Source organism: Streptomyces sp. NPDC042201, assembly GCF_055582185.1.
Genome location: NZ_JBVJDS010000008.1, coordinates 276,959 through 297,964 on the forward strand (window position 1 = coordinate 276,959; position 21,006 = coordinate 297,964).

At 71.2% G+C, this 21,006-nt stretch carries 20 protein-coding genes; 11 read left to right on the plus strand and 9 right to left on the minus strand.

From position 1 onward, the window contains the following. Positions 1 to 50: 50 nt before the first annotated feature. Both ACZ6MZ_RS21415 and ACZ6MZ_RS21420 read right to left on the minus strand, forming a co-directional pair. Positions 51 to 887: a purine-nucleoside phosphorylase gene (locus ACZ6MZ_RS21415; RefSeq protein WP_389784154.1), complete on the minus strand. Its 837-nt coding sequence runs from the start codon at positions 885 to 887 to the stop codon at positions 51 to 53. A 106-nt stretch (positions 888 to 993) separates the two neighbouring features. Then, positions 994 to 1,431 carry a gamma-glutamylcyclotransferase family protein gene (locus ACZ6MZ_RS21420; RefSeq protein ID WP_319684561.1) on the minus strand — a complete coding sequence of 146 codons (438 nt, stop codon included), beginning with the start codon at positions 1,429 to 1,431 and terminating at the stop codon, positions 994 to 996. 200 nt (positions 1,432 to 1,631) lie between these two features. Between ACZ6MZ_RS21420 and ACZ6MZ_RS21425 the strand changes: the two genes are divergently transcribed. Both ACZ6MZ_RS21425 and ACZ6MZ_RS21430 read left to right on the plus strand, forming a co-directional pair. Next, positions 1,632 to 3,071, plus strand: a complete 1,440-nt coding sequence (locus ACZ6MZ_RS21425; protein WP_384182209.1) for an NAD(P)H-quinone dehydrogenase — start codon at positions 1,632 to 1,634, stop codon at positions 3,069 to 3,071. Between the two features lie 123 nt (positions 3,072 to 3,194). Continuing rightward, positions 3,195 to 4,157, plus strand: a complete 963-nt coding sequence (locus ACZ6MZ_RS21430; RefSeq protein ID WP_384182206.1) for a DeoR/GlpR family DNA-binding transcription regulator — start codon at positions 3,195 to 3,197, stop codon at positions 4,155 to 4,157. Positions 4,158 to 4,219: 62 nt separating this feature from the next. Here ACZ6MZ_RS21430 and ACZ6MZ_RS21435 read toward each other — a convergent pair whose 3' ends face one another. After that, positions 4,220 to 4,810 (minus strand): TetR/AcrR family transcriptional regulator, encoded by a 591-nt coding sequence (locus ACZ6MZ_RS21435; RefSeq protein WP_469353595.1) that lies wholly within the window; start codon positions 4,808 to 4,810, stop codon positions 4,220 to 4,222. 113 nt (positions 4,811 to 4,923) lie between these two features. After that, positions 4,924 to 6,678, minus strand: a complete 1,755-nt coding sequence (locus ACZ6MZ_RS21440) for an acetyl/propionyl/methylcrotonyl-CoA carboxylase subunit alpha (RefSeq protein ID WP_469353596.1) — start codon at positions 6,676 to 6,678, stop codon at positions 4,924 to 4,926. A 348-nt stretch (positions 6,679 to 7,026) separates the two neighbouring features. Between ACZ6MZ_RS21440 and ACZ6MZ_RS21445 the strand changes: the two genes are divergently transcribed. Next, positions 7,027 to 7,470 (plus strand): hypothetical protein, encoded by a 444-nt coding sequence (locus ACZ6MZ_RS21445; protein WP_384182197.1) that lies wholly within the window; start codon positions 7,027 to 7,029, stop codon positions 7,468 to 7,470. A gap of 28 nt (positions 7,471 to 7,498) precedes the next feature. On the opposite strand, the gene ACZ6MZ_RS21450 is transcribed toward ACZ6MZ_RS21445, so the two are convergent. The 4 genes from ACZ6MZ_RS21450 to ACZ6MZ_RS21465 form a co-directional block, all read right to left on the minus strand. Next, positions 7,499 to 8,113 carry a Maf family protein gene (locus ACZ6MZ_RS21450; protein WP_384337677.1) on the minus strand — a complete coding sequence of 205 codons (615 nt, stop codon included), beginning with the start codon at positions 8,111 to 8,113 and terminating at the stop codon, positions 7,499 to 7,501. A gap of 41 nt (positions 8,114 to 8,154) precedes the next feature. Continuing rightward, entirely contained in the window at positions 8,155 to 8,283 is a 129-nt protein-coding gene (gene mmpB / locus ACZ6MZ_RS21455; RefSeq protein ID WP_384182191.1) for a morphogenic membrane protein MmpB, read from the minus strand. A gap of 126 nt (positions 8,284 to 8,409) precedes the next feature. Next, positions 8,410 to 8,619, minus strand: coding sequence for an acyl-CoA carboxylase epsilon subunit (locus ACZ6MZ_RS21460; protein WP_389793022.1), 210 nt, complete (start codon positions 8,617 to 8,619; stop codon positions 8,410 to 8,412). A 35-nt stretch (positions 8,620 to 8,654) separates the two neighbouring features. Continuing rightward, the gene (locus ACZ6MZ_RS21465; protein ID WP_389793024.1) at positions 8,655 to 10,271 is read right to left on the minus strand and encodes an acyl-CoA carboxylase subunit beta; all 1,617 of its coding nucleotides are present in this window, start codon (positions 10,269 to 10,271) and stop codon (positions 8,655 to 8,657) included. A 140-nt stretch (positions 10,272 to 10,411) separates the two neighbouring features. Between ACZ6MZ_RS21465 and ACZ6MZ_RS21470 the strand changes: the two genes are divergently transcribed. The 5 genes from ACZ6MZ_RS21470 to hutH all read left to right on the plus strand — a co-directional run bounded on the left by ACZ6MZ_RS21470 (position 10,412) and on the right by hutH (position 16,990). Next, complete coding sequence (locus tag ACZ6MZ_RS21470) at positions 10,412 to 11,269, plus strand: biotin--[acetyl-CoA-carboxylase] ligase (protein ID WP_469353600.1); 858 nt, start codon at positions 10,412 to 10,414, stop codon at positions 11,267 to 11,269. Positions 11,270 to 11,740: 471 nt separating this feature from the next. Then, positions 11,741 to 12,892, plus strand: a complete 1,152-nt coding sequence (locus tag ACZ6MZ_RS21475; protein ID WP_389793027.1) for an adenylate/guanylate cyclase domain-containing protein — start codon at positions 11,741 to 11,743, stop codon at positions 12,890 to 12,892. A gap of 43 nt (positions 12,893 to 12,935) precedes the next feature. Then, complete coding sequence (locus ACZ6MZ_RS21480; protein ID WP_469353602.1) at positions 12,936 to 13,745, plus strand: enoyl-CoA hydratase/isomerase family protein; 810 nt, start codon at positions 12,936 to 12,938, stop codon at positions 13,743 to 13,745. A 50-nt stretch (positions 13,746 to 13,795) separates the two neighbouring features. Continuing rightward, the gene (locus ACZ6MZ_RS21485) at positions 13,796 to 14,935 is read left to right on the plus strand and encodes a GGDEF domain-containing protein (protein ID WP_389793031.1); all 1,140 of its coding nucleotides are present in this window, start codon (positions 13,796 to 13,798) and stop codon (positions 14,933 to 14,935) included. A gap of 507 nt (positions 14,936 to 15,442) precedes the next feature. Continuing rightward, entirely contained in the window at positions 15,443 to 16,990 is a 1,548-nt protein-coding gene (gene hutH / locus ACZ6MZ_RS21490; protein WP_469353604.1) for a histidine ammonia-lyase, read from the plus strand. A gap of 75 nt (positions 16,991 to 17,065) precedes the next feature. Here the strand turns inward: hutH and ACZ6MZ_RS21495 are convergent, their stop codons facing one another. Continuing rightward, complete coding sequence (locus tag ACZ6MZ_RS21495) at positions 17,066 to 17,356, minus strand: hypothetical protein (protein WP_389793033.1); 291 nt, start codon at positions 17,354 to 17,356, stop codon at positions 17,066 to 17,068. A 109-nt stretch (positions 17,357 to 17,465) separates the two neighbouring features. Between ACZ6MZ_RS21495 and ACZ6MZ_RS21500 the strand changes: the two genes are divergently transcribed. From ACZ6MZ_RS21500 to ACZ6MZ_RS21510, 3 genes are all read left to right on the plus strand, one after another. Beyond that, positions 17,466 to 17,855: a hypothetical protein gene (locus tag ACZ6MZ_RS21500; protein WP_469353606.1), complete on the plus strand. Its 390-nt coding sequence runs from the start codon at positions 17,466 to 17,468 to the stop codon at positions 17,853 to 17,855. Between the two features lie 163 nt (positions 17,856 to 18,018). After that, positions 18,019 to 19,290, plus strand: a complete 1,272-nt coding sequence (locus ACZ6MZ_RS21505) for a L,D-transpeptidase (protein ID WP_469353748.1) — start codon at positions 18,019 to 18,021, stop codon at positions 19,288 to 19,290. A gap of 218 nt (positions 19,291 to 19,508) precedes the next feature. After that, the gene (locus ACZ6MZ_RS21510) at positions 19,509 to 20,981 is read left to right on the plus strand and encodes an ABC transporter permease (protein WP_389678659.1); all 1,473 of its coding nucleotides are present in this window, start codon (positions 19,509 to 19,511) and stop codon (positions 20,979 to 20,981) included. Positions 20,982 to 21,006 lie beyond the last annotated feature (25 nt).

Here is a 21,006-nt window from a genome sequence, read left to right on the forward strand (position 1 = left end):
CCGCGGTACCGGGTCAGGGTGGAGTGCCCGGGCCTGATGTCATTCCCGGCTCAGATGCGCTCAAGCACCTGAGCCAGCAGGGCACCCATCTGCGTCGCCGAGTCGCGGCCGGCCTGGAGGACCTCCTCGTGGTTGAGGGGTTCGCCCGACAGGCCCGCGGCGAGGTTGGTGACCAGCGAGATGCCGAGCACCTCGGCGCCGGCCTCGCGGGCCGCGATGGCCTCCAGGACCGTGGACATGCCGACCAGGTCGCCGCCCATGACGCGGACCATGTTGATCTCGGCCGGGGTCTCGTAGTGCGGGCCGGGGAACTGGACGTACACGCCCTCTTCCAGGGCCGGGTCGATCTCCTTGCACAGCGTGCGCAGCCGCGGTGAGTACAGGTCCGTCAGGTCCACGAAGTTCGCGCCCACGATCGGGGAGACGGCCGTCAGGTTGATGTGGTCGCTGATCAGCACGGGCTGGCCGGGGCGCATGCCCTGGCGCAGTCCGCCGCAGCCGTTGGTCAGGACGATGGTCTTGCAGCCGGCGGCGACCGCGGTACGTACGCCGTGGGCGACGGCGGCGACGCCGCGGCCCTCGTAATAGTGCGTACGGCCCAGGAAGACCAGCGCGCGCTTTTCGGCGATCTTGTACGAGCGGATCCGGCCGCCGTGGCCGGGCACGGCGGCCGGCGGGAACCCGGGGAGCTCGGTCACCGCGAACTCCGCCTCGGGGGCACCGAGGGCGTCGACGGCGGGAGCCCACCCTGAGCCCATCACAATAGCGACGTCGTGGGACTCGGAGCCGGTGAGCTCGCGCAGGCGAGCCGCGGCGGCGTCGGCGGCGGCAAGGGGGTCGGCGGATCCGTCGGCGTTGGCCGGGATAACAGATGCGTTCACGCGGATGAGGGTAGCCGGTAATGCCCTACGCGCGTAGATGATGTGCATACACGCTTGACATCGTTGTGCTGTCGTTTCCGACGAAACACCCGGTCCGAGGGGCGGGTGCGGCTCAGCAGGGGCGCTTGCGCAGTTCCATCACATAGTCGTGCGGGGCGCCGGCCGATTCCGCCGCGTCGGCCAGCTCGCCCAGGTAGCGGGCGGAGGGCAGACCGCCCTCGTAGCCGTTCAGGACGTACATCCAGGCCGGCTCCTCGCCGTCCAGGGTGTGCACCCGGACGCGCATCCGGCGGTAGATGTCGAGCCCGACGCCTTCCCAGCGGTCCATGGAGTCCTCGTCCATCGGAGCGATGTCGTACAGCGCGACGAAGACCTGCGAGCGCGGGGCCTCCACGACCGTGGCCAGCGCGCCCTCCCAGCCCATCTGCTCTCCGCCGAAGGTGAGCCGCCAGCCGTTGAGCCAGCCGGTGCCGCGCAACGGGGAGTGCGGGGCGCGGCGGGTCATCAGCCGCGCGTCGAGGTTGCCGGCGTACGCGGCGTAGAGCGACATGAGGTCGAGGGTACGGGAGGTGCGGGCGTGGCCGCCGGTGCACCGGCCGTACCTAAGGCTTCCCTCGGGGAGGGCCCCGGGGCGAAGCTGCTTGAAGCGTGCGGGACAATGGAGTACGTACTGCATCCCCCGGGGGACACCCCGGAACCCCGGCCGGGGTGGCAGACGGGCCGGGTTGACAACGCGAGGCGGACTTTTTCGTGACCCGGATCGTGATCATCGGTGGCGGACCCGGCGGCTACGAGGCTGCCCTGGTGGGCGCCCAGCTCGGCGCGGAGGTGACCGTCGTCGACTGCGACGGCCTCGGCGGCGCGTCGGTGCTCACCGACTGCGTGCCGTCGAAGACCCTCATCGCGACGGCCGAGGTGATGACCACCTTCGACTCCTCGTACGAGGAGCTGGGCATCATCGTCGCCGACGACACCCCGCCCCTCGAACAGGCGGCCCGCGTCGTCGGTGTCGATCTGGGCAAGGTCAACCGACGGGTGAAGCGGCTCGCCCTCGCCCAGTCCCACGACATCACCGCCTCCGTCACCCGGGCCGGCGCCCGCGTCATGCGCGGCCGCGCCCGGCTCCACGGGCAGCAGGCCATGGACGGCTCCCGCCAGGTGATCGTGACCACGGCGGACGGCAGCGAGGAGTCGCTCACCGCCGACGCCGTACTGATCGCCACCGGCGCGCACCCGCGCGAGATCCCGGACGCGCTGCCGGACGGCGAGCGCATCCTCAACTGGACCCAGGTGTACGACCTGACCGAGCTCCCCGAGGAGCTGATCGTGGTCGGCTCCGGTGTCACCGGTGCCGAGTTCGCCGGCGCGTACCAGGCGCTGGGCTCGCGGGTCACGCTCGTCTCCTCGCGTGACCGGGTGCTGCCCGGCGAGGACCCGGACGCCGCCGCCGTGCTGGAGGACGTCTTCCGGCGCCGCGGCATGAATGTGATGTCGCGCTCCCGCGCGGAGGCCGCCAAGCGGGTGGACGACCGGGTCGAGGTCACCCTCTCCGACGGCCGGGTCATCACCGGTACGCACTGTCTGATGGCGGTCGGCGCGATCCCGAACACCGCGGGCATGGGCCTGGAGGAGGCCGGCGTCCTGGTCAAGGACTCGGGCCACATCAAGACCGACCGGGTCTCCCGTACCTCCGCGCCCGGCGTCTACGCCGCGGGCGACGTCACCGGGATCTTCGCGCTCGCCTCGGTGGCGGCCATGCAGGGCCGGATCGCGATGTACCACTTCCTGGGCGACGCGGTGGCGCCGCTCAATCTCAAGACCGTCTCGTCGAACGTCTTCACCGACCCGGAGATCGCCACCGTCGGCTTCAGCCAGGCGGATGTCGACGGCGGCAAGATCGACGCCCGTGTCGTCAAGCTGCCGCTGCTGCGTAACCCGCGCGCCAAGATGCAGGGCATCAGGGACGGCTTCGTCAAGATCTTCGCCCGTCCGGGTACCGGCATCGTGGTCGGCGGTGTGGTCGTCGCGCCGCGCGCGAGTGAGCTGATCCATCCGATCTCGCTCGCGGTCGACAACAATCTGACGGTCGAGCAGATCGCCAACGCCTTCACCGTGTACCCGTCCCTGTCGGGCTCGATCGCCGAGGTGGCACGGCAGTTGCACACCCGGAAGACGGCCGACGAGAGCTGACCAACCGGCCCGGGTGACCGGCGAGATCGTTCTATACCACTTGGGACGCTCGTCTGTGTACAACTTCTGTTATTCGGCGCAAACTGCTGAAAGCAGACGGTCGTTGGGGTTACTGTCAGTTTCGTGTTCGCTGCAGAACGTCGCCAATTGATCCTCGAAATGGTGCGCGCCAACGGGGCCGTGTCGCTCCGTGAGCTCGCCCGCGTCGTCCAGACCTCCGAAGTGACCGTACGGCGGGACGTGCGGGCGCTGGAGGCAGAAGGACTCCTCGACCGCCGGCACGGCGGTGCGGTACTGCCGGGCGGATTCACGCGAGAATCCGGCTTTCCGCAAAAGTCCCATCTCGCAACGGCGGAGAAGACGGCCATCGCCGACCTCGCCGCGAGCTTCGTCGAAGAGGGCGATGCCGTGGTCGTCGGCGCCGGTACGACCACGCAGGAGCTGGCCCGCCGGCTCGCGCGGATCCCCGGGCTGACCGTCGTCACCAACTCGCTGCTGGTCGCACAGGCGCTGGCGCACGCCAACCGGGTCGAAGTCGTCATGACGGGCGGCACGCTGCGTGGCTCGAACTACGCGCTGGTCGGCAGCGGGGCCGAGCAGTCCCTCCAGGGGCTGCGGGTCACCCGTGCGTTCCTCTCCGGGAGCGGGCTCACGGCCGAGCGCGGGCTGTCCACGTCCAACATGCTCTCGGCAAGCGTCGACCGGGCGCTGGTGCAGGCCGCGGCGGAGGTCGTGGTGCTGGCCGACCACACCAAGCTCGGCACCGACACGATGTTCCAGACCGTGCCGACGGACCTGATCAGCCGGCTGGTCACCGACGAGCCGCCCGCGCACGACGACCGCGCGGCGACCGAGCTTCAGGCGCTCGCGGACCAAGGGGTGCAGATCGCGGTGGCGGGCGCGGCGGCCGGTTCCGGCGGTGACGCCGTTCCGCCGGGGCGCCAGGCCCGCCGGGATGTCCCGCTCCCGGGACAGCGCCGTACGCACGCGGCGGGTCCGGGGCCGACACTGCGGAGCGCGGGGACACCGCTCACGCCGCAGGAGCCGGGCGAGCGGGCGCGCGTGGCGGACCTGCGTCGCCGCTGACCGCGCCGCGGGCGGCGGCGGGGGAGCTCAGGACGAAGAGGGAGCTCGGCCGACGGGGGAGCTCAGGTCGACGGGGCTCGGAGGCCCGTCAGGGTCAGCGTCAGGAGGCGATCGGCCAACTGGGGGTCGTCCGGGGTCTGTTCCGCGGCCAGGGCAATCGCGTTCGTGAGCTGCATCAGGTCGTCGATGGAGACGTCCGGCCGTACGTTGCCCGCCCGCTGCGCGCGTACGAGCAGCCGCTCGCCCGCCTCACGCATCGGCACGCTGCACTGTGACAGCGCCGAACTCGCGTCGTGCGAGGCCGACATGAGCGCCCGCGAGAGCCCGCGGTACTCACCCGCATGGGTGATGATGGCGCGCAGCCACTCCACCAGCGCGCCGCAGGGCCGGTCCGCCCCCGCGAGCTCACGTGACCGTTCCAGCAGGGACGTGAGCGCCTCCTGGAAGACCGCGTTCATCAGCGCGTGCCGGTTGGGGAAGTGCCGGTAGAGCGTGCCGATGCCCACGCCCGCGCGCCGCGCCACGTCCTCCAGCGAGGCGTCCGTGCCGTGCTCCGCGAAGCTGATGCGGGCCTCGGTGAGCAGCCGCTCATAGTTGCGGCGCGCGTCGGCGCGCATGGGCCGCGGCAGTGCCTGTGCCGTACTCCTCGCCATGGCGCGGTCCCTTCTGTCGCCACCCGTGGCGTCAAGGATGCCATCGCGCGGCACAGCCGAGGCCCCGCCCGGATCAGACCGGGCGGGGCCTCGACGTACGGACGGCAGGGGTGTCAGTCCTTGATCTCGCAGATGGTGGCGCCGGAGGTGACGGACTCGCCGACGGCGGCGGCCAGGCCCTTGACGGTGCCGGAGCGGTGCGCGTTCAGCGGCTGTTCCATCTTCATGGCTTCCAGGACGACGACCAGATCGCCTTCCTTGACCTCCTGGCCCTCCTCGACGGCGACCTTGACGATCGTCCCCTGCATCGGGGAGGCGAGGGTGTCGCCGGAGGCCGCGGAGGCGGACTTCTTGGCGGCGCGGCGCTTGGGCTTGGCACCGGCGGCGAGGCCGGTGCGGGCCAGCGACATGCCCAGGCTGATCGGCAGGGAGACCTCGAGGCGCTTGCCGCCGACCTCGACCACCACCGTCTCGCGGCCCGGCTCGTCGTCCGTGTCCACGTCGGTGGGGACGGCGAAGGCCGGGATGTCGTTGACGAACTCGGTCTCGATCCAGCGGGTGTGGATCTGGAACGGGTCGCTGGTGAACGCCGGGTCGACAACCACCTTGCGGTGGAAGGGGATCGCGGTGGCCATGCCCTCGACGTCGAACTCCGCCAGCGCGCGGGCCGCGCGCTGCAGCGCCTGCTCGCGGGTCGCGCCGGTGACGATCAGCTTGGCGAGCAGGGAGTCCCACGCCGGGCCGATGACCGAGCCGGACTCGACGCCCGCGTCCAGCCGGACGCCGGGGCCGCTGGGCGGCGCGAAGGTGGTGACCGTACCGGGGGCGGGCAGGAAGCCGCGGCCCGGGTCCTCGCCGTTGATACGGAACTCGAAGGAGTGCCCGCGCACGGCCGGGTCGTCGTAGCCGAGCTGCTCGCCGTCGGCGATCCGGAACATCTCACGGACCAGGTCGAGGCCGGTGACCTCTTCGGTGACCGGGTGTTCCACCTGAAGGCGGGTGTTGACCTCCAGGAAGGAGATCGTGCCGTCGGTGCCGACGAGGAACTCGACGGTGCCGGCGCCGACGTAGCCGGCCTCCTTGAGGATCGCCTTCGACGCCGCGTACAGCTCGGCGTTCTGCGCCTCGGAGAGGAACGGCGCGGGGGCCTCCTCGACCAGCTTCTGGTGGCGGCGCTGGAGCGAGCAGTCACGCGTCGATACGACGACGACATTGCCGTGCGAGTCGGCCAGGCACTGGGTCTCCACGTGCCGGGGCCTGTCGAGGTAGCGCTCGACGAAGCACTCACCGCGGCCGAACGCGGCCACCGCCTCGCGGACGGCGGAGTCGTAGAGCTCGGGGATCTCCTCCATCGTGCGGGCGACCTTGAGGCCGCGGCCGCCACCGCCGAAGGCGGCCTTGATGGCGATCGGGAGGCCGTGCTCCTGAGCGAACGTCACCACCTCGTCCGAGCCGGAGACCGGGTCGGGGGTGCCGGCGACGAGCGGGGCGCCGGCGCGCTGGGCGATATGGCGGGCGGCGACCTTGTCGCCCAGGTCGCGGATGGCCTGCGGGGGCGGGCCGATCCAGGTCAGGTCCGCGTCCAGGACGGCCTGCGCGAAGTCGGCGTTCTCCGAGAGGAAGCCGTATCCGGGATGGATGGCGTCCGCACCCGAATCCTTCGCGGCTTGAAGCACCTTGGCCATGTCCAGATAGCTGGCAGCCGGGGTGTCACCGCCCAGAGCGAATGCCTCGTCGGCCGCGCGGACATGCAGGGCATCCCGGTCCGGGTCGGCGTAGACGGCTACGCTCGCGATCCCGGCATCCCGGCAGGCACGGGCAACGCGGACAGCGATTTCGCCACGGTTGGCGATGAGCACCTTGCGCACGATGGCTCCCTCCTTGAGACAAGCTGAGTTTAGGGACTGCCGACACGCCCGCTCGACCCGTCCCGAGTGGTGAGCTTGCCCACACAGAGAGTGATCCGAGGCTCGCTCAGGTCGCGAAATCCCTTGTGACACCACGGTACGCCGGGATCCCCCGTCGCACAGTAGCGGTCGGATGTGGTCCAGCTCTCTGTCCGAGTGCCCCTCGGCCGATCGTGTTTCTTTGTCGAGTCCCTACGAATGGCCCAATGATTCTTTGCCCCTGCCCGGGCTCTTGTCCGCCGGTTTACCGATTAGTAGCGTGCGCGATGTCGTCTGTACTACCGGTAACAGGGGAAGAGGGTGGGTGCCGTGGCGCGCAGACCGGTGGCCTGGTTGGCCGCGATCGTGCTGCTGGTGGAAGGGCTGGGCATCGTCCTTGTCAACGGCGTGCTGGCTACGGTCGTGGACAATCAGCGGATGTCCCTGGCCGGGCTCGACCCTGATGCCATGTCGATCGGCACATGGGTGATGGGCGGCGTCTTCGGTGTCTACCTCGCGCTGTGCGCGGGGATTCTGGTGCGTACGGCCGTCAAGGACCGCGCGCCGGGCCGCTTCGGCAGGATCGTGCTGATCGCCTGCGCGGTCGTGCACGGGGTGCTGGGCGCGGTGACGGTGGGCCTGGTGGGCTGGTCGGCCTTCGCGTTCATGATGGTCGTGGTGGGGCTGATCGTGCTGGTGCTGCTGGCGTACGGAAGCGAGCCGCAGCGCCGGGACACGGAGCCGGCGCCCGCGAACGGCCCGGCCGCCGCCTGAGCCCAACCATCCTGCGCGCAGGGCAGGTTCAGACCCACAGATCGGTGATCGCGACCCCGTGCTCGGCGAGCAGCCGGCGCAGCAGGGGCAGCGAGAGGCCGATGACATTGCCGTGATTGCCGTCGATCGACTCGACGAAGGGCGCGGAGCGGCCGTCCAGGGTGAAGGCGCCCGCGACATGGAGGGGTTCGCCGGACGCGACATAGGCGGCGATCTCGGCGTCCGTCGGGCTCCCGAAGGTGACCGTGGTCGAGGCGGTCTCGGAGGCGCGGCGGCCGGTCGCGGTGTCGATCACGCAGTGGCCGGTCCGCAGAATGCCCGCGCGGCCGCTCATCGACTTCCAGCGGGCGGTGGCCTCCTCGGCGTCGGCGGGCTTGCCGAACGCCTCGCCGTCGAGTTCGAGGACGGAGTCGCAGCCGACGACCAGAGCGCCGGCCGCGTCGGGCCGGCCGGCCACCGCGACGGCCTTGGCCTCGGCGAGAACACGCGCCAGTTCGGCGGGGGTCGGGGCGGACAGCGCGTCCTCGTCGACGCCGCTGACGATCACCTCGGGGGCGAGCCCGGCCTGCCGGAGCAGTCCGAGACGGGCGGGGGAGGCGGAGGCGAGGACGAGCCGGCGGCGCTGATCAGTCATGCGGGACATCGTAGGTCGCGGGGTGGAGGCGGGGCCCCGGGTGGTCCCTCTCACCGCAGGCCGAGCACGATCATCGCCAGAAAGACCGCGAGGGCGAGCAGGACGCCGGCGCGACGCATCATCGACTGCGTCTCGCGCAGTTCCTCGGGCGGTTCGTTCTCGGGCTCGGACCACAGCATGCAACCGATCCTCCGGCCGACGCGCCCGCGGCGCCTGAGTACCGGTACTCAGGCGCCGCGGGCGCGTATCCGGCCGCACGACCTGGTGCGCGATGGGCGGCGGGCCCGCGACGGCGTGCCAGGTCGTTATCCGGGCCAGTACGTACGCGCCCACGCCCGTGGCCCCGGGCGAGGGGTTCGATGCCGGGCGATCCGGGTGGGGGCCGACCACTCGGGGGGAGGAGGCTCGGCCGCGCCCGACGGGGAGTTGGCCACCGCCGCGGCGCGGGCCTGGACCACCGCCAGTGCGGCGGCCAGTTCCTCCCGGGTCGGGTTTCCTCGTACGACCTTGATCATCGCCAGGTCCCTTCCTAGAAGCTGGAAACTACGGGCTAGAGGGGGATGTTGCCGTGCTTCTTGGGAGGCAGGCTCTCCCGCTTCGTACGCAGCTGGCGCAGGCCCTTCACGATGTGCCCCCGGGTGTCCGACGGCATGATCACCGCGTCGACGTAGCCGCGCTCCGCCGCCACATACGGGTTGAGCAGCGCGTCCTCGTACTCCTGGATCAGCGCGGCACGCGCCGCCTCCTGCGCCGCCTCGTCTCCGGCGGCGGCGATCGTACGGCGGTGCAGGATGTTCACCGCTCCCTGCGCGCCCATCACCGCGATCTGTGCGGTCGGCCATGCCACATTGAGGTCGGCGCCCAGGTGCTTGGAGCCCATGACGTCGTACGCGCCGCCGAAGGCCTTGCGGGTGATCACCGTGATCAGCGGGACCGTGGCCTCGGCGTACGCGTAGATCAGCTTCGCGCCGCGCCGGATGATGCCGCCGTACTCCTGGTCGACGCCCGGCAGGAAGCCCGGGACGTCCACGAACGTCAGCACCGGGACATTGAAGGCGTCGCACGTACGGACGAAACGCGCGGCCTTCTCCGAGGCGTTGATGTCCAGACAGCCCGCGAACTGCATCGGCTGGTTGGCGACGATACCGACCGGAAAGCCCTCGACCCGGCCGAAGCCGGTGATGATGTTCGGCGCGAACAGCGCCTGCGTCTCCAGGAATTCACCGTCGTCCAGCACATGCTCGATCGCCGTGTGCATGTCGTACGGCTGGTTCGCGGAGTCCGGGATCAGGGTGTCCAGCTCGCGGTCCTCGTCCGTCGGCTCCAGCAGGGCCTCCTCGGGGAAGGCGGGCGGCTCGGAGAGATTGTTCGACGGCAGGTACGACAGCAGGGACTTGACGTACTCGATGGCGTCCTTCTCGTCACCCGCCATGTGATGCGCGACGCCCGAGGTGGTGTTGTGGGTACGGGCGCCGCCCAGCTCCTCGAAGCCCACGTCCTCGCCGGTCACCGTCTTGATGACGTCAGGGCCCGTGATGAACATGTGCGAGGTCTGGTCGACCATCACCGTGAAGTCGGTGATCGCCGGGGAGTAGACCGCGCCGCCCGCGCACGGACCGACGATCAGGCTGATCTGCGGCACGACACCCGAGGCGTGCACATTGCGGCGGAAGATCTCGGCGAAGAGACCGAGGGCGGCCACGCCCTCCTGGATACGGGCGCCACCGCCGTCGTTGATGCCGACGATCGGGCAGCCCGTCTTGAGCGCGAAGTCCATGACCTTGACGATCTTCTCGCCGTAGACCTCGCCGAGCGAGCCGCCGAAGATCGTGAAGTCCTGGGAGTAGACGCAGACCGGGCGGCCGTCGACCGTGCCGTAACCGGTGACGACCCCGTCTCCGTACGGGCGGTTCTTCTCGATGCCGAAATTGGTGGAGCGGTGCCGGGCGAACTCGTCCAGCTCGACGAAGGACCCCTCGTCGAGCAGCAGGTCGATCCGCTCCCTGGCGGTCAGCTTGCCCTTCGCGTGCTGCTTCTCCACGGCGCGCGCGGACCCCGCGTGCGTGGCTTCCTCGATACGGCGCCGGAGATCCGCGATCTTGCCCGCGGTGGTGTGGCTGGCTTCGGCGCCGTGGGCGGTTCCGTGGGCGATTTCCGGCTCGGACATCGGGATGCGGCTCCCTGCGGGGTCACGGATGCGGGTTCAGGTGCGGGCTGGGACACGAGAGGCGGTTGCTACTGATCCGTAGGGTATCGGCGCGGATACCGTTCGGCAGTGCGGTGTTTGCCACACCTAGGGTGGCTTGCATGACGGAGCCGAATGACCCTTCAAGCCGCTGGTCCGACCTCGAACGCCCCCCGCTGAACGTGCGCGCGCTGCGCCATGGGCTGATCCGTCCCGGCGGTCTGTGGACCTCGCTCGACGTGGTCACCGCCACCGGATCCACCAATTCCGATCTGGCGGCCCGGGCCGCGGCGGGAGCGGCCGAGGGCGCGGTGCTGGTCGCCGAGGAGCAGACGGCGGGGCGCGGACGGCTGGACCGGCGGTGGTCGGCGCCGGCGCGCTCGGGGCTCTTCTTCTCCGTGCTGCTGCGGCCGGGGCCCGACGTGCCGGTGCACCGCCTCGGCTGGCTGCCGCTGCTGACCGGGGTGGCCGTCGCGACGGGGCTGGCGCGGGCGGCCGGCGTGGACACGTCCCTCAAATGGCCCAACGACCTGCTGGTGACCGTGGACGGTGAGGAGCGCAAGGCGGGCGGGATCCTCGCGGAGCGCGCGGGGGACGACGCGGTGGTCGTCGGCATCGGCCTGAACGTCTCCCTCCGGACCCCGGAGCTGCCGGTCCCGACGGCGGGCTCACTGGCGCTGGCGGACGCGGTGTCCCTGGACCGCGACACGCTGCTGCGGGCGGTGCTGCGGTCGCTGGAGCGGTGGTACGGGGAGTGGCGGGCGGCGGGGGGCGACCCGGGGGCGTCCGGGCTGCAGGAGGCGTACGCGGCGGGCTGCGCGACGCTGGGGCGCGTGGTGCGGGCGGAGCTGCCGGGGGACCGGGAGCTGGTGGGCGAGGCGGTGGCGATCGACGGGGACGGCCGTCTGGTGCTGAGGACGCCGGACGGCGAGAGGCATGCGGTGGGCGCGGGGGACATCGTGCACGTACGCGGCGCCTGACGCCGTCCGGCGGGGGGTGCGGGTGCGGGTTGTCTTGGGCGGGGGCCGGTGTTCGGGTGCGGGTTGTCGCCGGGTGCGGGTCGCCGTCCGGCGGTTGGCCGGGTGCGGTTGTCTTGGGCGGGGGCCGGTTGTCCGGGTGCGGGTTGTCGCCGGGTGCCGGGTAGGGGTGGTGTCCTGGACTGCATGATTTACGGCGCGTGCGGGCCGGTGGTGATGTGACAGCTTGTTGAGCGCCACAAATCACGCTTTACGTCCTGGACACCACCCCTACCCGTCCCCCTTCGCCGCCCGCCACAGACCCCCCGGCACCCGCACCACGACGAACAACCCCACACCCCCACCCCCCGCCGGATGGCGAAGCGCGCATACGCTGGTGGGTGGGACGTGAGCCAGGGCACATCTGCCGTATCGTTGAGGCGATCCACGACAGATCGGCAGGGCAGTGCGCAGGGAACGGGCAGGAGGCGGCTGGTGACCGTCGACGATTCGACTTCCGGCGAGGACGCGCAGCCGCCGTCGGACTCCTCCGGTTACCCGACCCCGCACCACGTCGTCGACCACACGGTAGAGCCGACCGACGACCCGCTCGCCATCCGCCTCGAACAGCTGATCCTCGGTGCGGAGCGCCGCTACACGCCCTTCCAGGCGGCCCGTACCGCCGGCGTCTCGATGGAGCTCGCCTCCCGCTTCTGGCGTGCCATGGGCTTCGCCGACATCGGCCAGGCCAAGGCCCTCACCGAGGCGGACGTCCTCGCGCTGCGGCGGCTGGCCGGTCTGGTGGAGGCCGGGCTGCTCAGTGAGCCGATGGCCGTGCAGGTCGCCCGGTCGACCGGGCAGACCACGGCCCGGTTGGCGGAGTGGCAGATCGACTCGTTCCTGGAGGGGCTGACCGAGCCGCCCGAGCCGGGAATGACCCGTACCGAAGTCACGTACCCCCTGGTGGAGCTGCTCCTGCCCGAGCTGGAGGAGTTCATCGTCTACGTCTGGCGGCGCCAGCTCGCCGCCGCGACCGGCCGTGTCGTGCAGGCCGCGGACGACGAGGAGATGGTCGACCGGCGGCTGGCCGTCGGCTTCGCCGACCTCGTCGGGTTCACCCGGCTGACCCGCCGGCTGGAGGAGGAGGAGCTCGGCGAGCTGGTCGAGGCGTTCGAGACGACCTGCGCCGACCTGGTCGCCGCACACGGCGGCCGGCTGATCAAGACGCTCGGTGACGAAGTCCTGTTCGCGGCGGACGACGCCGGTACGGCCGCGGAGATAGCGCTGCGTCTGATAGAGACGATGACCCATGACGAGTCGATGCCGGCGCTGCGCGTCGGCATCGCCTTCGGCACGGTCACCACGCGGATGGGCGACGTGTTCGGTACGACGGTGAACCTCGCGAGCCGGCTCACGTCGATAGCCCCGAAGGACACGGTCCTGGTCGACGGCGCGTTCGCGGAGGACCTGATCCGTTCGGGCGAGGCCCCGGCCTCCGAGGCCCAGGCGTCGGAGGCGGCCGCGAAGGCGGAGAAGGAGGGCGAGGCGCCGCCCTCGTACCGCTTCGGGCTCCAGCCGATGTGGCAGCGGCCGGTGCGTGGTCTGGGCGTCGTGGAGCCATGGCTTCTGGCCCGCCGTACGACTTAGGATCGGCTCCCGGTGAACCATCGTTAACCGGGAGGGTGCGGTCATGGCCGAGGCCGAAGAGACTGAGCAGCGGTTCGGGGAGTTCGTCGTCGTACGGCGGCACGGTCATGTCGCGGAGCTGGTCCTCGACCGCCCCAAGGCCATGAACGCCGTGTCCACGGAAATGGCCCGGTCCCTCGGGGCCGCGTGCGCGGCGCTCGGCGCCGATCAGGGCGTACGGGTCACCGTGCTGACCTCCACCCACGCGCGGGCCTTCTGCGTCGGCGCGGACCTCAAGGAGCGGAACTCCTTCAGCGACGCCGAGCTGGTACGGCAGCGGCCGACCGCGCGGGGCGCGTACACCGGCGTACTGGAACTGCCGATGCCGACCATCGCCGCGGTGCACGGCTTCGCGCTGGGCGGCGGCTTCGAGCTCGCGCTCGCCTGCGATCTGATCGTCGCCGACAGCACGGCGGTCGTCGGACTGCCGGAGGTGTCGGTCGGCGTGATCCCCGGCGGCGGCGGTACGCAGCTGCTGCCGCGCCGGGTCGGCGCCGCGCGCGCCGCCGAGCTGGTCTTCACCGCGCGGCGGGTGCCGGCCGCCGAGGCGCGGGAGCTGGGTCTCGTCGACCAGCTGGTGGACGAGGGCGCCGACCGGGACGAGGCCCTCGCCCTGGCGGACCGGATCGCCGCGAACTCGCCCGTCGGCCTGCGGGCCGCCAAGCGCGCGCTGCGGCTCGGCCACGGACTCGACCTGCGCGCCGGTCTTGAGGTCGAGGACGCGGCCTGGCGCTCCGTCGCTTTCTCCGGCGACCGGGCCGAAGGTGTGGCCGCCTTCAACGAGAAGCGGAGGCCGGAGTGGCCCGGCGAGTAAACGCGGCATGATCGTGATCAAACCATCCCAATCCGCCCTAAGCTGGGGCAATGGGAGTGGATGGTCGACTGCGATCCGTGGTGGCACTGGCGCAGGCGATGGCGTCGGCCCACACACCACGCGATTCCTGGCGGGCCGCGGCGCAGGGCGCGTGCGAGGCGCTCGCGGGGAGCTTCGCGGCGCTGTCGGTGTGGGAGCGGGACGTCGGACGGCTCAAAGTGCTCGTGAACGCGGGGGAGCGGGCCGAAGGGGAGGACGAGTTCCCCGAGGACGAGGCGTACCCCGTCCACCAGTTCCCCGAGATCGCGGAATTCCTGCATGAACGGTGGGCGGGGGGCGGCGGCCCCAACGCCTGGGTCGAGACGGCGGCGGGCCCCGCCTCCGGGGATCCCGGCTACTGCCAGCAGCGCGTCGCCGCGCTGCGCCGGCGCGGTCGCGGCTGCTGCGTCGTCGCCCCGATCGTGCTGCACGGGCGGGCCTGGGGCGAGCTGTATGTGGCCCGGCCCCGGGGGGCGCCGGTCTTCGGCGCGGACGACGCGGACTTCGCGACCGTCGTCGCGTCCGTGGTGGCGTCCGGGATCGCCCAGACCGAGCGGCTCGAAGAGGTGCGCCGCCTCGCCTTCACGGATCCGCTGACCGGGCTCGCGAACCGGCGCGCGGTCGATATGCGGCTGGACGAGGCGGTGGGGCGGCATCGGGAGGACGGGGCAGTCGTCAGTCTCGTCGTCTGCGATCTGAACGGCCTCAAGCGGGTCAACGACACGCATGGGCACGCGGTGGGTGACCGGCTGCTGGAACGGTTCGGCTCGGTGCTCTCGGTATGCGGCGCGCGGCTTCCCGGCGCACTGGCGGCGCGGCTGGGCGGGGACGAGTTCTGTCTGCTGACGCTCGGGCCGACGGCGGACGAGGTGATCGCGGTGGCGGGCGAACTGTGCGCGCGGGCGGCGGAGCTGGACCTGGGGGAGGGGGTGGCGTGCGGGATCGCCTCGACGGGGGATCCGATCGGGGAGGTCAGGTCGGCGCGGCGGCTGTTCCGGCTGGCGGACGCGGCCCAGTACCGGGCGAAGGCGGCGCGTTCACGGGAGCCGGTGGTGGCGGGGCGGGACGGCGCGGTGCTACGGCTGGCGGACTCCCCGCCACCCAGAACGGGCGACCGCCGACGCTTCCGCGACGCACCTCCGTCGACGTGACCGGCGGGCGTGGCGGGTCGCCGTCCGGCGGGGGGTGCGGGTGCGGGCCGTTCGTTGGGGTGCGGGTGCCGGGGGTTCCGGAGGTGCGTGTCCGGACTGCATGATTTACGGCGCCGTGCGGACCGGTTCTCGGGTGCGGCTCGTCGTGCGCCACAAATCACGCTTTACGTCCGGTCACGCACCTCCTGCACCCCCGACCCCCTCCCGCCGGTGGCCCCGCGCCGAACGAGCCGGGGGGCCTGGGGCCGGGGGGTCTGTGCGGGTGGTGGAGGGGGACGGGTAGGGGTGGTGTCCAGGACGTAGAGCGTGATTTGTGGCGCTCAACAATCCCGCACCCGGGATCCGGCCCGCACGCGCCGTAAATCATGCAGTCCAGGACACCACCCCTACCCGGCACCCGGCGACAACCCGCACCCGGACAACCGGCCCCGCCCAAGACACCCCGCACCCCCGCCGGACGGCGACCCGGTAGTGACAGGTAGAGATTCAATCCGTACGCTCCTGAATATGGATATGCACACTGTCGTGGTGGGGACGTCCGGGACGACCGCCGAGGACGTCATCGCCGTGGCCCGCCGCCGCGCCCGGGTCGAGCTCTCCGCCGAGGCCGTCGCCGCGCTCGCCGCCTCGCGGGAGATCGTGGAGGCGCTGGCCGCCAAGCCCGAGCCCGTGTACGGCGTCTCCACCGGGTTCGGCGCACTCGCGACCCGGCACATCGGCCAGGACCTCCGGGCCCAGCTGCAGCGCAACATCGTGCGGTCGCACGCCGCCGGTATGGGCCCGCACGTCGAGCGGGACGTCGTCCGCGCGCTGATGTTCCTGCGGCTCAAGACCGTCGCCTCCGGGCGCACCGGCGTACGCCCGCAGGTCGCGCAGACCATGGCCGACGTGCTGAACGCCGGGATCACGCCGGTCGTGCACGAGTTCGGCTCCCTCGGCTGCTCGGGCGACCTCGCGCCGCTCTCGCACTGCGCGCTGACCCTCATGGGCGAGGGCGACGCCGAGGGCCCCGACGGCGTCGTGCGGCCCGCCGGTGAGCTTCTCGCCGCGCACGGCATCGCCCCCGTCGAGCTGCGGGAGAAGGAGGGCCTCGCGCTGCTCAACGGCACCGACGGCATGCTCGGCATGCTGGTCATGGCCCTCGCCGACCTGCACCGCCTCTACACCTCGGCCGACATCACCGCCGCGCTGAGCCTGGAGGCCCTGCTCGGCACCGCCAAGGTCCTCGCGCCCGAGCTGCACGCCATCCGCCCGCACCCCGGTCAGGGCGCCAGCGCCGACAACATGCTGCGGGTGCTCGCCGGGTCCGGTCTCACCGGCCACTACCAGGAGGACGCCGCTCCCCGCGTCCAGGACGCGTACTCCGTGCGCTGCGCCCCGCAGGTCGCCGGCGCGGGCCGGGACACGCTCGCGTACGCCAGGATCGTCGCCGACCGCGAGCTGGCCTCCGCCGTCGACAACCCCGTGGTCCTGCCCGACGGCCGCGTGGAGTCCAACGGCAACTTCCACGGCGCCCCCGTGGCGTACGTCCTGGACTTCCTGGCCATCGCCGCCGCCGACCTCGGCTCCATCGCGGAGCGCCGTACGGACCGGCTCCTCGACAAGAACCGGTCGCACGGGCTGCCGGCCTTCCTCGCCGACGACGCCGGTGTCGACTCGGGCCTGATGATCGCCCAGTACACCCAGGCCGCCCTGGTCAGCGAGATGAAGCGGCTGGCCGTGCCGGCCTCCGTCGACTCGATCCCGTCCTCCGCGATGCAGGAGGACCATGTCTCCATGGGCTGGTCGGCCGCGCGCAAGCTCAGGACGGCCGTCGACAACCTGACCCGCATCATCGCGGTGGAGCTGTACGCGGCGACGCGCGCGATCGAGCTGCGGGCCGGTCTGACGCCCGCGCCCGCCTCGCGGGCCGCCATCGACGCGCTGCGCGCCGCGGGCGTCCAGGGCCCGGGCCCGGACCGCTTCCTCGCCCCCGATCTGGCGGCGGCGGACGCGTTCGTACGCGCGGGCGGTCTGGTCGCGGCGGTGGAGCCGGTGACGGGACCGCTGGCCTGAGGCGTGCGGGAACGTGCGGAAGGGGCCGTCCGGCGTGCCGGACGGCCCCTTCCGTAGGGTCGGAGCGTGTGCTGGTCAGAGCGTGTGCGCGCCTCTGCGGACCGAGTACGCGACGAATGCCGCGCCGAGCGCGAGGAAGGTGCTTCCGCCGATCAGATAGGGCGTGGTGTCCACGCTGCCCGTCTCGGCGAGGGCCGGCTGTGCGCCGTTCGGCCCCTCGGTGGTGAAGCTCTGAGCGGATGCCGCTGGCTGCTGCCCCGGACCGCCCTGCTCGACGGTGGCGTTCGCGGACGGAACGAACCACAGTGCGCAGAGCAGTGTCCCGGCGGCGGTGGCTGTCAGCAGTGGCCGGCGTACGACGGACACGGAATCGATCCCCCTTGTGACGACGCCGAATTGGCTGGGTGGGCTGATGCTAGTGAAAGCAGCGGGTCGCAGGAAAGTCGAGAGGGTCCGGAGCCCTACGCTCCGTCGTATGACCACTTCAGAGACATCACGGTATGTACGGCTACGGGTGGAATTGGTGCTGGAGATCGACGACCCCGGAAAACTGGGCGGCGCTGCCCTCGCGCGCATCGTCGCGGACGAATCCCTGCCGGACGACGAGCGCGCGCTTGCCGAGTCGACGGTGCGAGAAGACGAGGCGGAGGCCCTCGCGTATCTCGTGGAACCGTTCGACCTGGTCAGAGAGGTTCCGGGGGTGGAGCTCGCGCAGGCGTCCTGGACCAGTGAGCAGATCGAGTACGACCCCGACGCGATGGAGTGGGACCTCGATGACGACGACGAGGACGAGGCGTACGACGGCGACGAGGACAGCGAGAGCAGCGGTGAGAGCGGTGGTGGGGTCCGCGCTGGTCGGGTATAGCGAGCGAGCGTGACACTCTGGTAAGCCCCGGACCGCCGCAGCCGACGGGCCGGGGCTTACCCACGTGCAGTGGCTAGTGGTATGCACCACATCTTCGGCTGATGTGGAACCGGACGAACCGGTACGGGTGTTCTTAAAGGTTATCGGCAGGGTAACGGCGATGATGGAGAAGCGTGTGATGACGGACAGCAAGCGGCGCAGGGGCCTCGTGGCCGCGTCCGCACTGCTCGGCGGCGTACTGGTACTCACGGCTTGTTCGGAGGGCCAGGCCACCGACGGCGGTGGCGCCGACAGCTCGAAGAAACCGTCGTCGCAGGCCCAGGTCGATGAAGCGGCCGCCAAGGAGACCTCCGAGGCCCAGATAGCCATCGCGCCGAAGAACGGCGCGACGAATGTGGGCATCAACAACGACGCCAAGGTCTCGGTCACCAAGGGCAGCCTCACCAGCGTCACCATGACCACCGCGGACGGCACCGCCGTCCAGGGAACCCTGGCCGCCGACGCCAAGAGCTGGCAGCCCGACGGTCAGCTCCAGCGCTCCACCACGTACAAGATCGCCGCGACGGCGAAGGACACCAAGGGCCGCGAGGCCCATGAGAACGGCTCCTTCACCACCGTCTCGCCCACCAACAGCTTCATCGGGAACTTCACCCCCGAGGACGGCTCCACGGTCGGCGTCGGAATGCCGGTCTCGATCAACTTCGACAAGGCGATAACCAACCAGAAGGCCGTGCAGGACGGCATCACGGTCACGTCGAGCAGCGGCCAGCAGGTCGTCGGCCACTGGTTCAGCGGGCAGCGTCTCGACTTCCGTCCCGAGCAGTACTGGCAGGGCGGCTCTACGGTCACCCTCAAGCTGAACCTCGACGGGGTCGAGGGCGCCGGCGGCGTCTTCGGTGTCCAGCAGAAGACGGTCACCTTCAAGATCGGCCGCAACCAGGTCAGCACGGTGGACACCAAGGCCCACACCATGACCGTGGCGCAGGACGGCAAGACGATCAAGACCATCCCGATCTCCGCCGGTTCGCCCGACAACCCGACGTACAACGGTCAGATGGTGATCTCCGAGAAGTTCAAGGAGACCCGGATGAACGGTGCGACGGTCGGCTTCACGGACGACGACGGCAAGGGCGAGTACGACATCAAGGACGTCCCGCACGCCATGCGGCTGTCCACGTCGGGCACCTTCATCCACGGCAGCTACTGGGGCGGCTCCGCCTTCGGCAACACCAACACCAGCCACGGCTGTGTCGGCCTGCAGGACGTGAAGGGCGCGGGCGACCCCAACCAGCCGGCGGCGTGGTTCTACAACAACTCGCTCATCGGTGACGTGGTCATCGTCAAGAACTCCCCCGACAAGACCATCAAGCCCGACAACGGTCTCAACGGCTGGAACCTGAACTGGGCCGACTGGCAGGCCGGCTCCGCCGTCTGACTCCGGCCCGCCCCACCCGATGTCGATACGGGTGCGGGGAGCGGTAACGGCCGCTGAAGCGGGTTGAGCCGAGCCGATTCGGCTCTCTCCCGCCCCGGCCCGCCCGATGCGTACGCGAACGGCGGCGGCACCCTCACGGTGCCGCCGCCGTTCGCGTTCTCATGCGGCTCTCACCGCAGCCTCAACTCCTCATCACGAGCGGTGCCTAGCTTCACCTCATGTTCTTCACCTACCTCCGGCGCGAGCTGCGCCGTCGCAGAAAGGCGGCGCTCGTCGTCGCCTCCGGGCTTGCCCTGGGCATCGCGCTGGTGATCGTCGTCAGCTCGGTCTCCGCCGGTATGAGCCAAGCGCAGGACAAGGTCCTGCAATCGTTGTACGGCCTCGGCACGGACATGACCGTCACCAAGGCCGCTGCCCCGCCCGGCGAAGGCGACACGGCCCGCCGGCCCCGCTTCGAGTTCGACGCCAAGGGCGACGGCGACGCCGAACAGAGCAGTGACCGGGTGCTGGTGCAGGGCTTCCAGACCCTGGCCTCCTCGACCGTCACGAAGGTCGGCGACCAGAGCGGGGTCGCCGACGCCGTCGGCGGGCTCAGCCTGAACGTGCTGAAGGTCAACGGCGAGTTCAAGCCCGGCGAGTTCACCCCGCCCGAGGGCGGCGCACGGACCGGCCAGGGCGGTGGTACGGGCGGTGGCGGAGGCGAAGTCCGGGGCGGCGGAGCCGCGTTCGACGTCAACTCCTACTCGGTGTACGGCACCGATGTCACCGCGCCCGCGCTCGGCCCGCTGACCTCCTCCAAGATCACCGACGGCCGTACGTTCGAGAGCACCGAGACCGACGCGGCGGTGGCGGTCGTGGACAGCGCGTACGCCAAGGAGAAGAGCCTCGCGGTCGGCAAGACCGTCACCATCTCCGGGACGAAGTTCAGCATCGTCGGGGTCGCCACCGCGGACAGCGGGGACTCCGCCGCCAACCTCTACATCCCGCTGAAGCGGGCCCAGACCCTGGCCGACTCCAAGGACAAGGTCACCACGGTCTACGTCAAGGCCGCCGACTCGCAGCGGATCGACAGCGTCAAGTCCGCCATCCAGAAGAACATCTCGGGCACGACGGTCACCACCTCGGCGGATCTCGCGGACACCGTCTCCGGCTCCCTGTCCACCGCGTCCGACCTCGCCGCGAACGTCGGCAAGTGGCTGTCCATCGCCGTGCTGATCGCCGCCTTCCTGGTGGCCGGCCTGCTCACCTCCTCGGCGGTCAGCCGCCGGGTACGGGAGTTCGGCACCCTCAAGGCGCTCGGCTGGAAGAGCGGCCGGGTCACCCGTCAGGTGGTCGGTGAGGCGCTGGTGAACGGACTGCTCGGCGGCGTACTCGGTATCGCGCTGGGCCTCGGCGGCGCCTATCTGGTCACGGCCATCAGCCCCACCCTCACGGCGCAGCTCGGCTCCACGGGCGGCGGCGGTGGCGGGGGTGGCGGCGGTGGCGGTTTCGCCGGGGCCATGGGAGGCGGCGGGCCGGCGCGGCAGACCGCGTCCAAGGGGCTCGACATCGCTCTCACCGCGCCCGTCTCCCTCACCACCATCGGCATCGCCGTGGCGCTCGCCGTCGCGGGTGGCCTGATCGCGGGCGGCTTCGGCGGCTGGCGCGCCTCCCGGCTGCGCCCCGCGGACGCGCTGCGCCGTGTCGAGTAGGACCGCCGGCCCCTCTCGCGCGACC

Excerpts from the sequence above, each read along its gene's own strand:
- ACZ6MZ_RS21420 (WP_319684561.1), bottom strand. The coding sequence starts at position 1,431 with ATGTCGCTCTACGCCGCGTACGCCGGCAACCTCGACGCGCGGCTGATG.
- ACZ6MZ_RS21485 (WP_389793031.1), top strand. The coding sequence starts at position 13,796 with ATGGGAGTGGATGGTCGACTGCGATCCGTGGTGGCACTGGCGCAGGCG.
- ACZ6MZ_RS21480 (WP_469353602.1), top strand. The coding sequence starts at position 12,936 with ATGGCCGAGGCCGAAGAGACTGAGCAGCGGTTCGGGGAGTTCGTCGTC.
- ACZ6MZ_RS21505 (WP_469353748.1), top strand. The coding sequence starts at position 18,019 with ATGGAGAAGCGTGTGATGACGGACAGCAAGCGGCGCAGGGGCCTCGTG.
- hutH (WP_469353604.1), top strand. The coding sequence starts at position 15,443 with ATGGATATGCACACTGTCGTGGTGGGGACGTCCGGGACGACCGCCGAG.
- ACZ6MZ_RS21465 (WP_389793024.1), bottom strand. The coding sequence starts at position 10,271 with ATGTCCGAGCCGGAAATCGCCCACGGAACCGCCCACGGCGCCGAAGCC.
- mmpB (WP_384182191.1), bottom strand. The coding sequence starts at position 8,283 with ATGCTGTGGTCCGAGCCCGAGAACGAACCGCCCGAGGAACTGCGCGAG.
- ACZ6MZ_RS21470 (WP_469353600.1), top strand. The coding sequence starts at position 10,412 with ATGACGGAGCCGAATGACCCTTCAAGCCGCTGGTCCGACCTCGAACGC.
- ACZ6MZ_RS21450 (WP_384337677.1), bottom strand. The coding sequence starts at position 8,113 with ATGTCCCGCATGACTGATCAGCGCCGCCGGCTCGTCCTCGCCTCCGCC.
- ACZ6MZ_RS21460 (WP_389793022.1), bottom strand. The coding sequence starts at position 8,619 with ATGATCAAGGTCGTACGAGGAAACCCGACCCGGGAGGAACTGGCCGCC.
- ACZ6MZ_RS21510 (WP_389678659.1), top strand. The coding sequence starts at position 19,509 with ATGTTCTTCACCTACCTCCGGCGCGAGCTGCGCCGTCGCAGAAAGGCG.
- ACZ6MZ_RS21500 (WP_469353606.1), top strand. The coding sequence starts at position 17,466 with ATGACCACTTCAGAGACATCACGGTATGTACGGCTACGGGTGGAATTG.
- ACZ6MZ_RS21435 (WP_469353595.1), bottom strand. The coding sequence starts at position 4,810 with ATGGCGAGGAGTACGGCACAGGCACTGCCGCGGCCCATGCGCGCCGAC.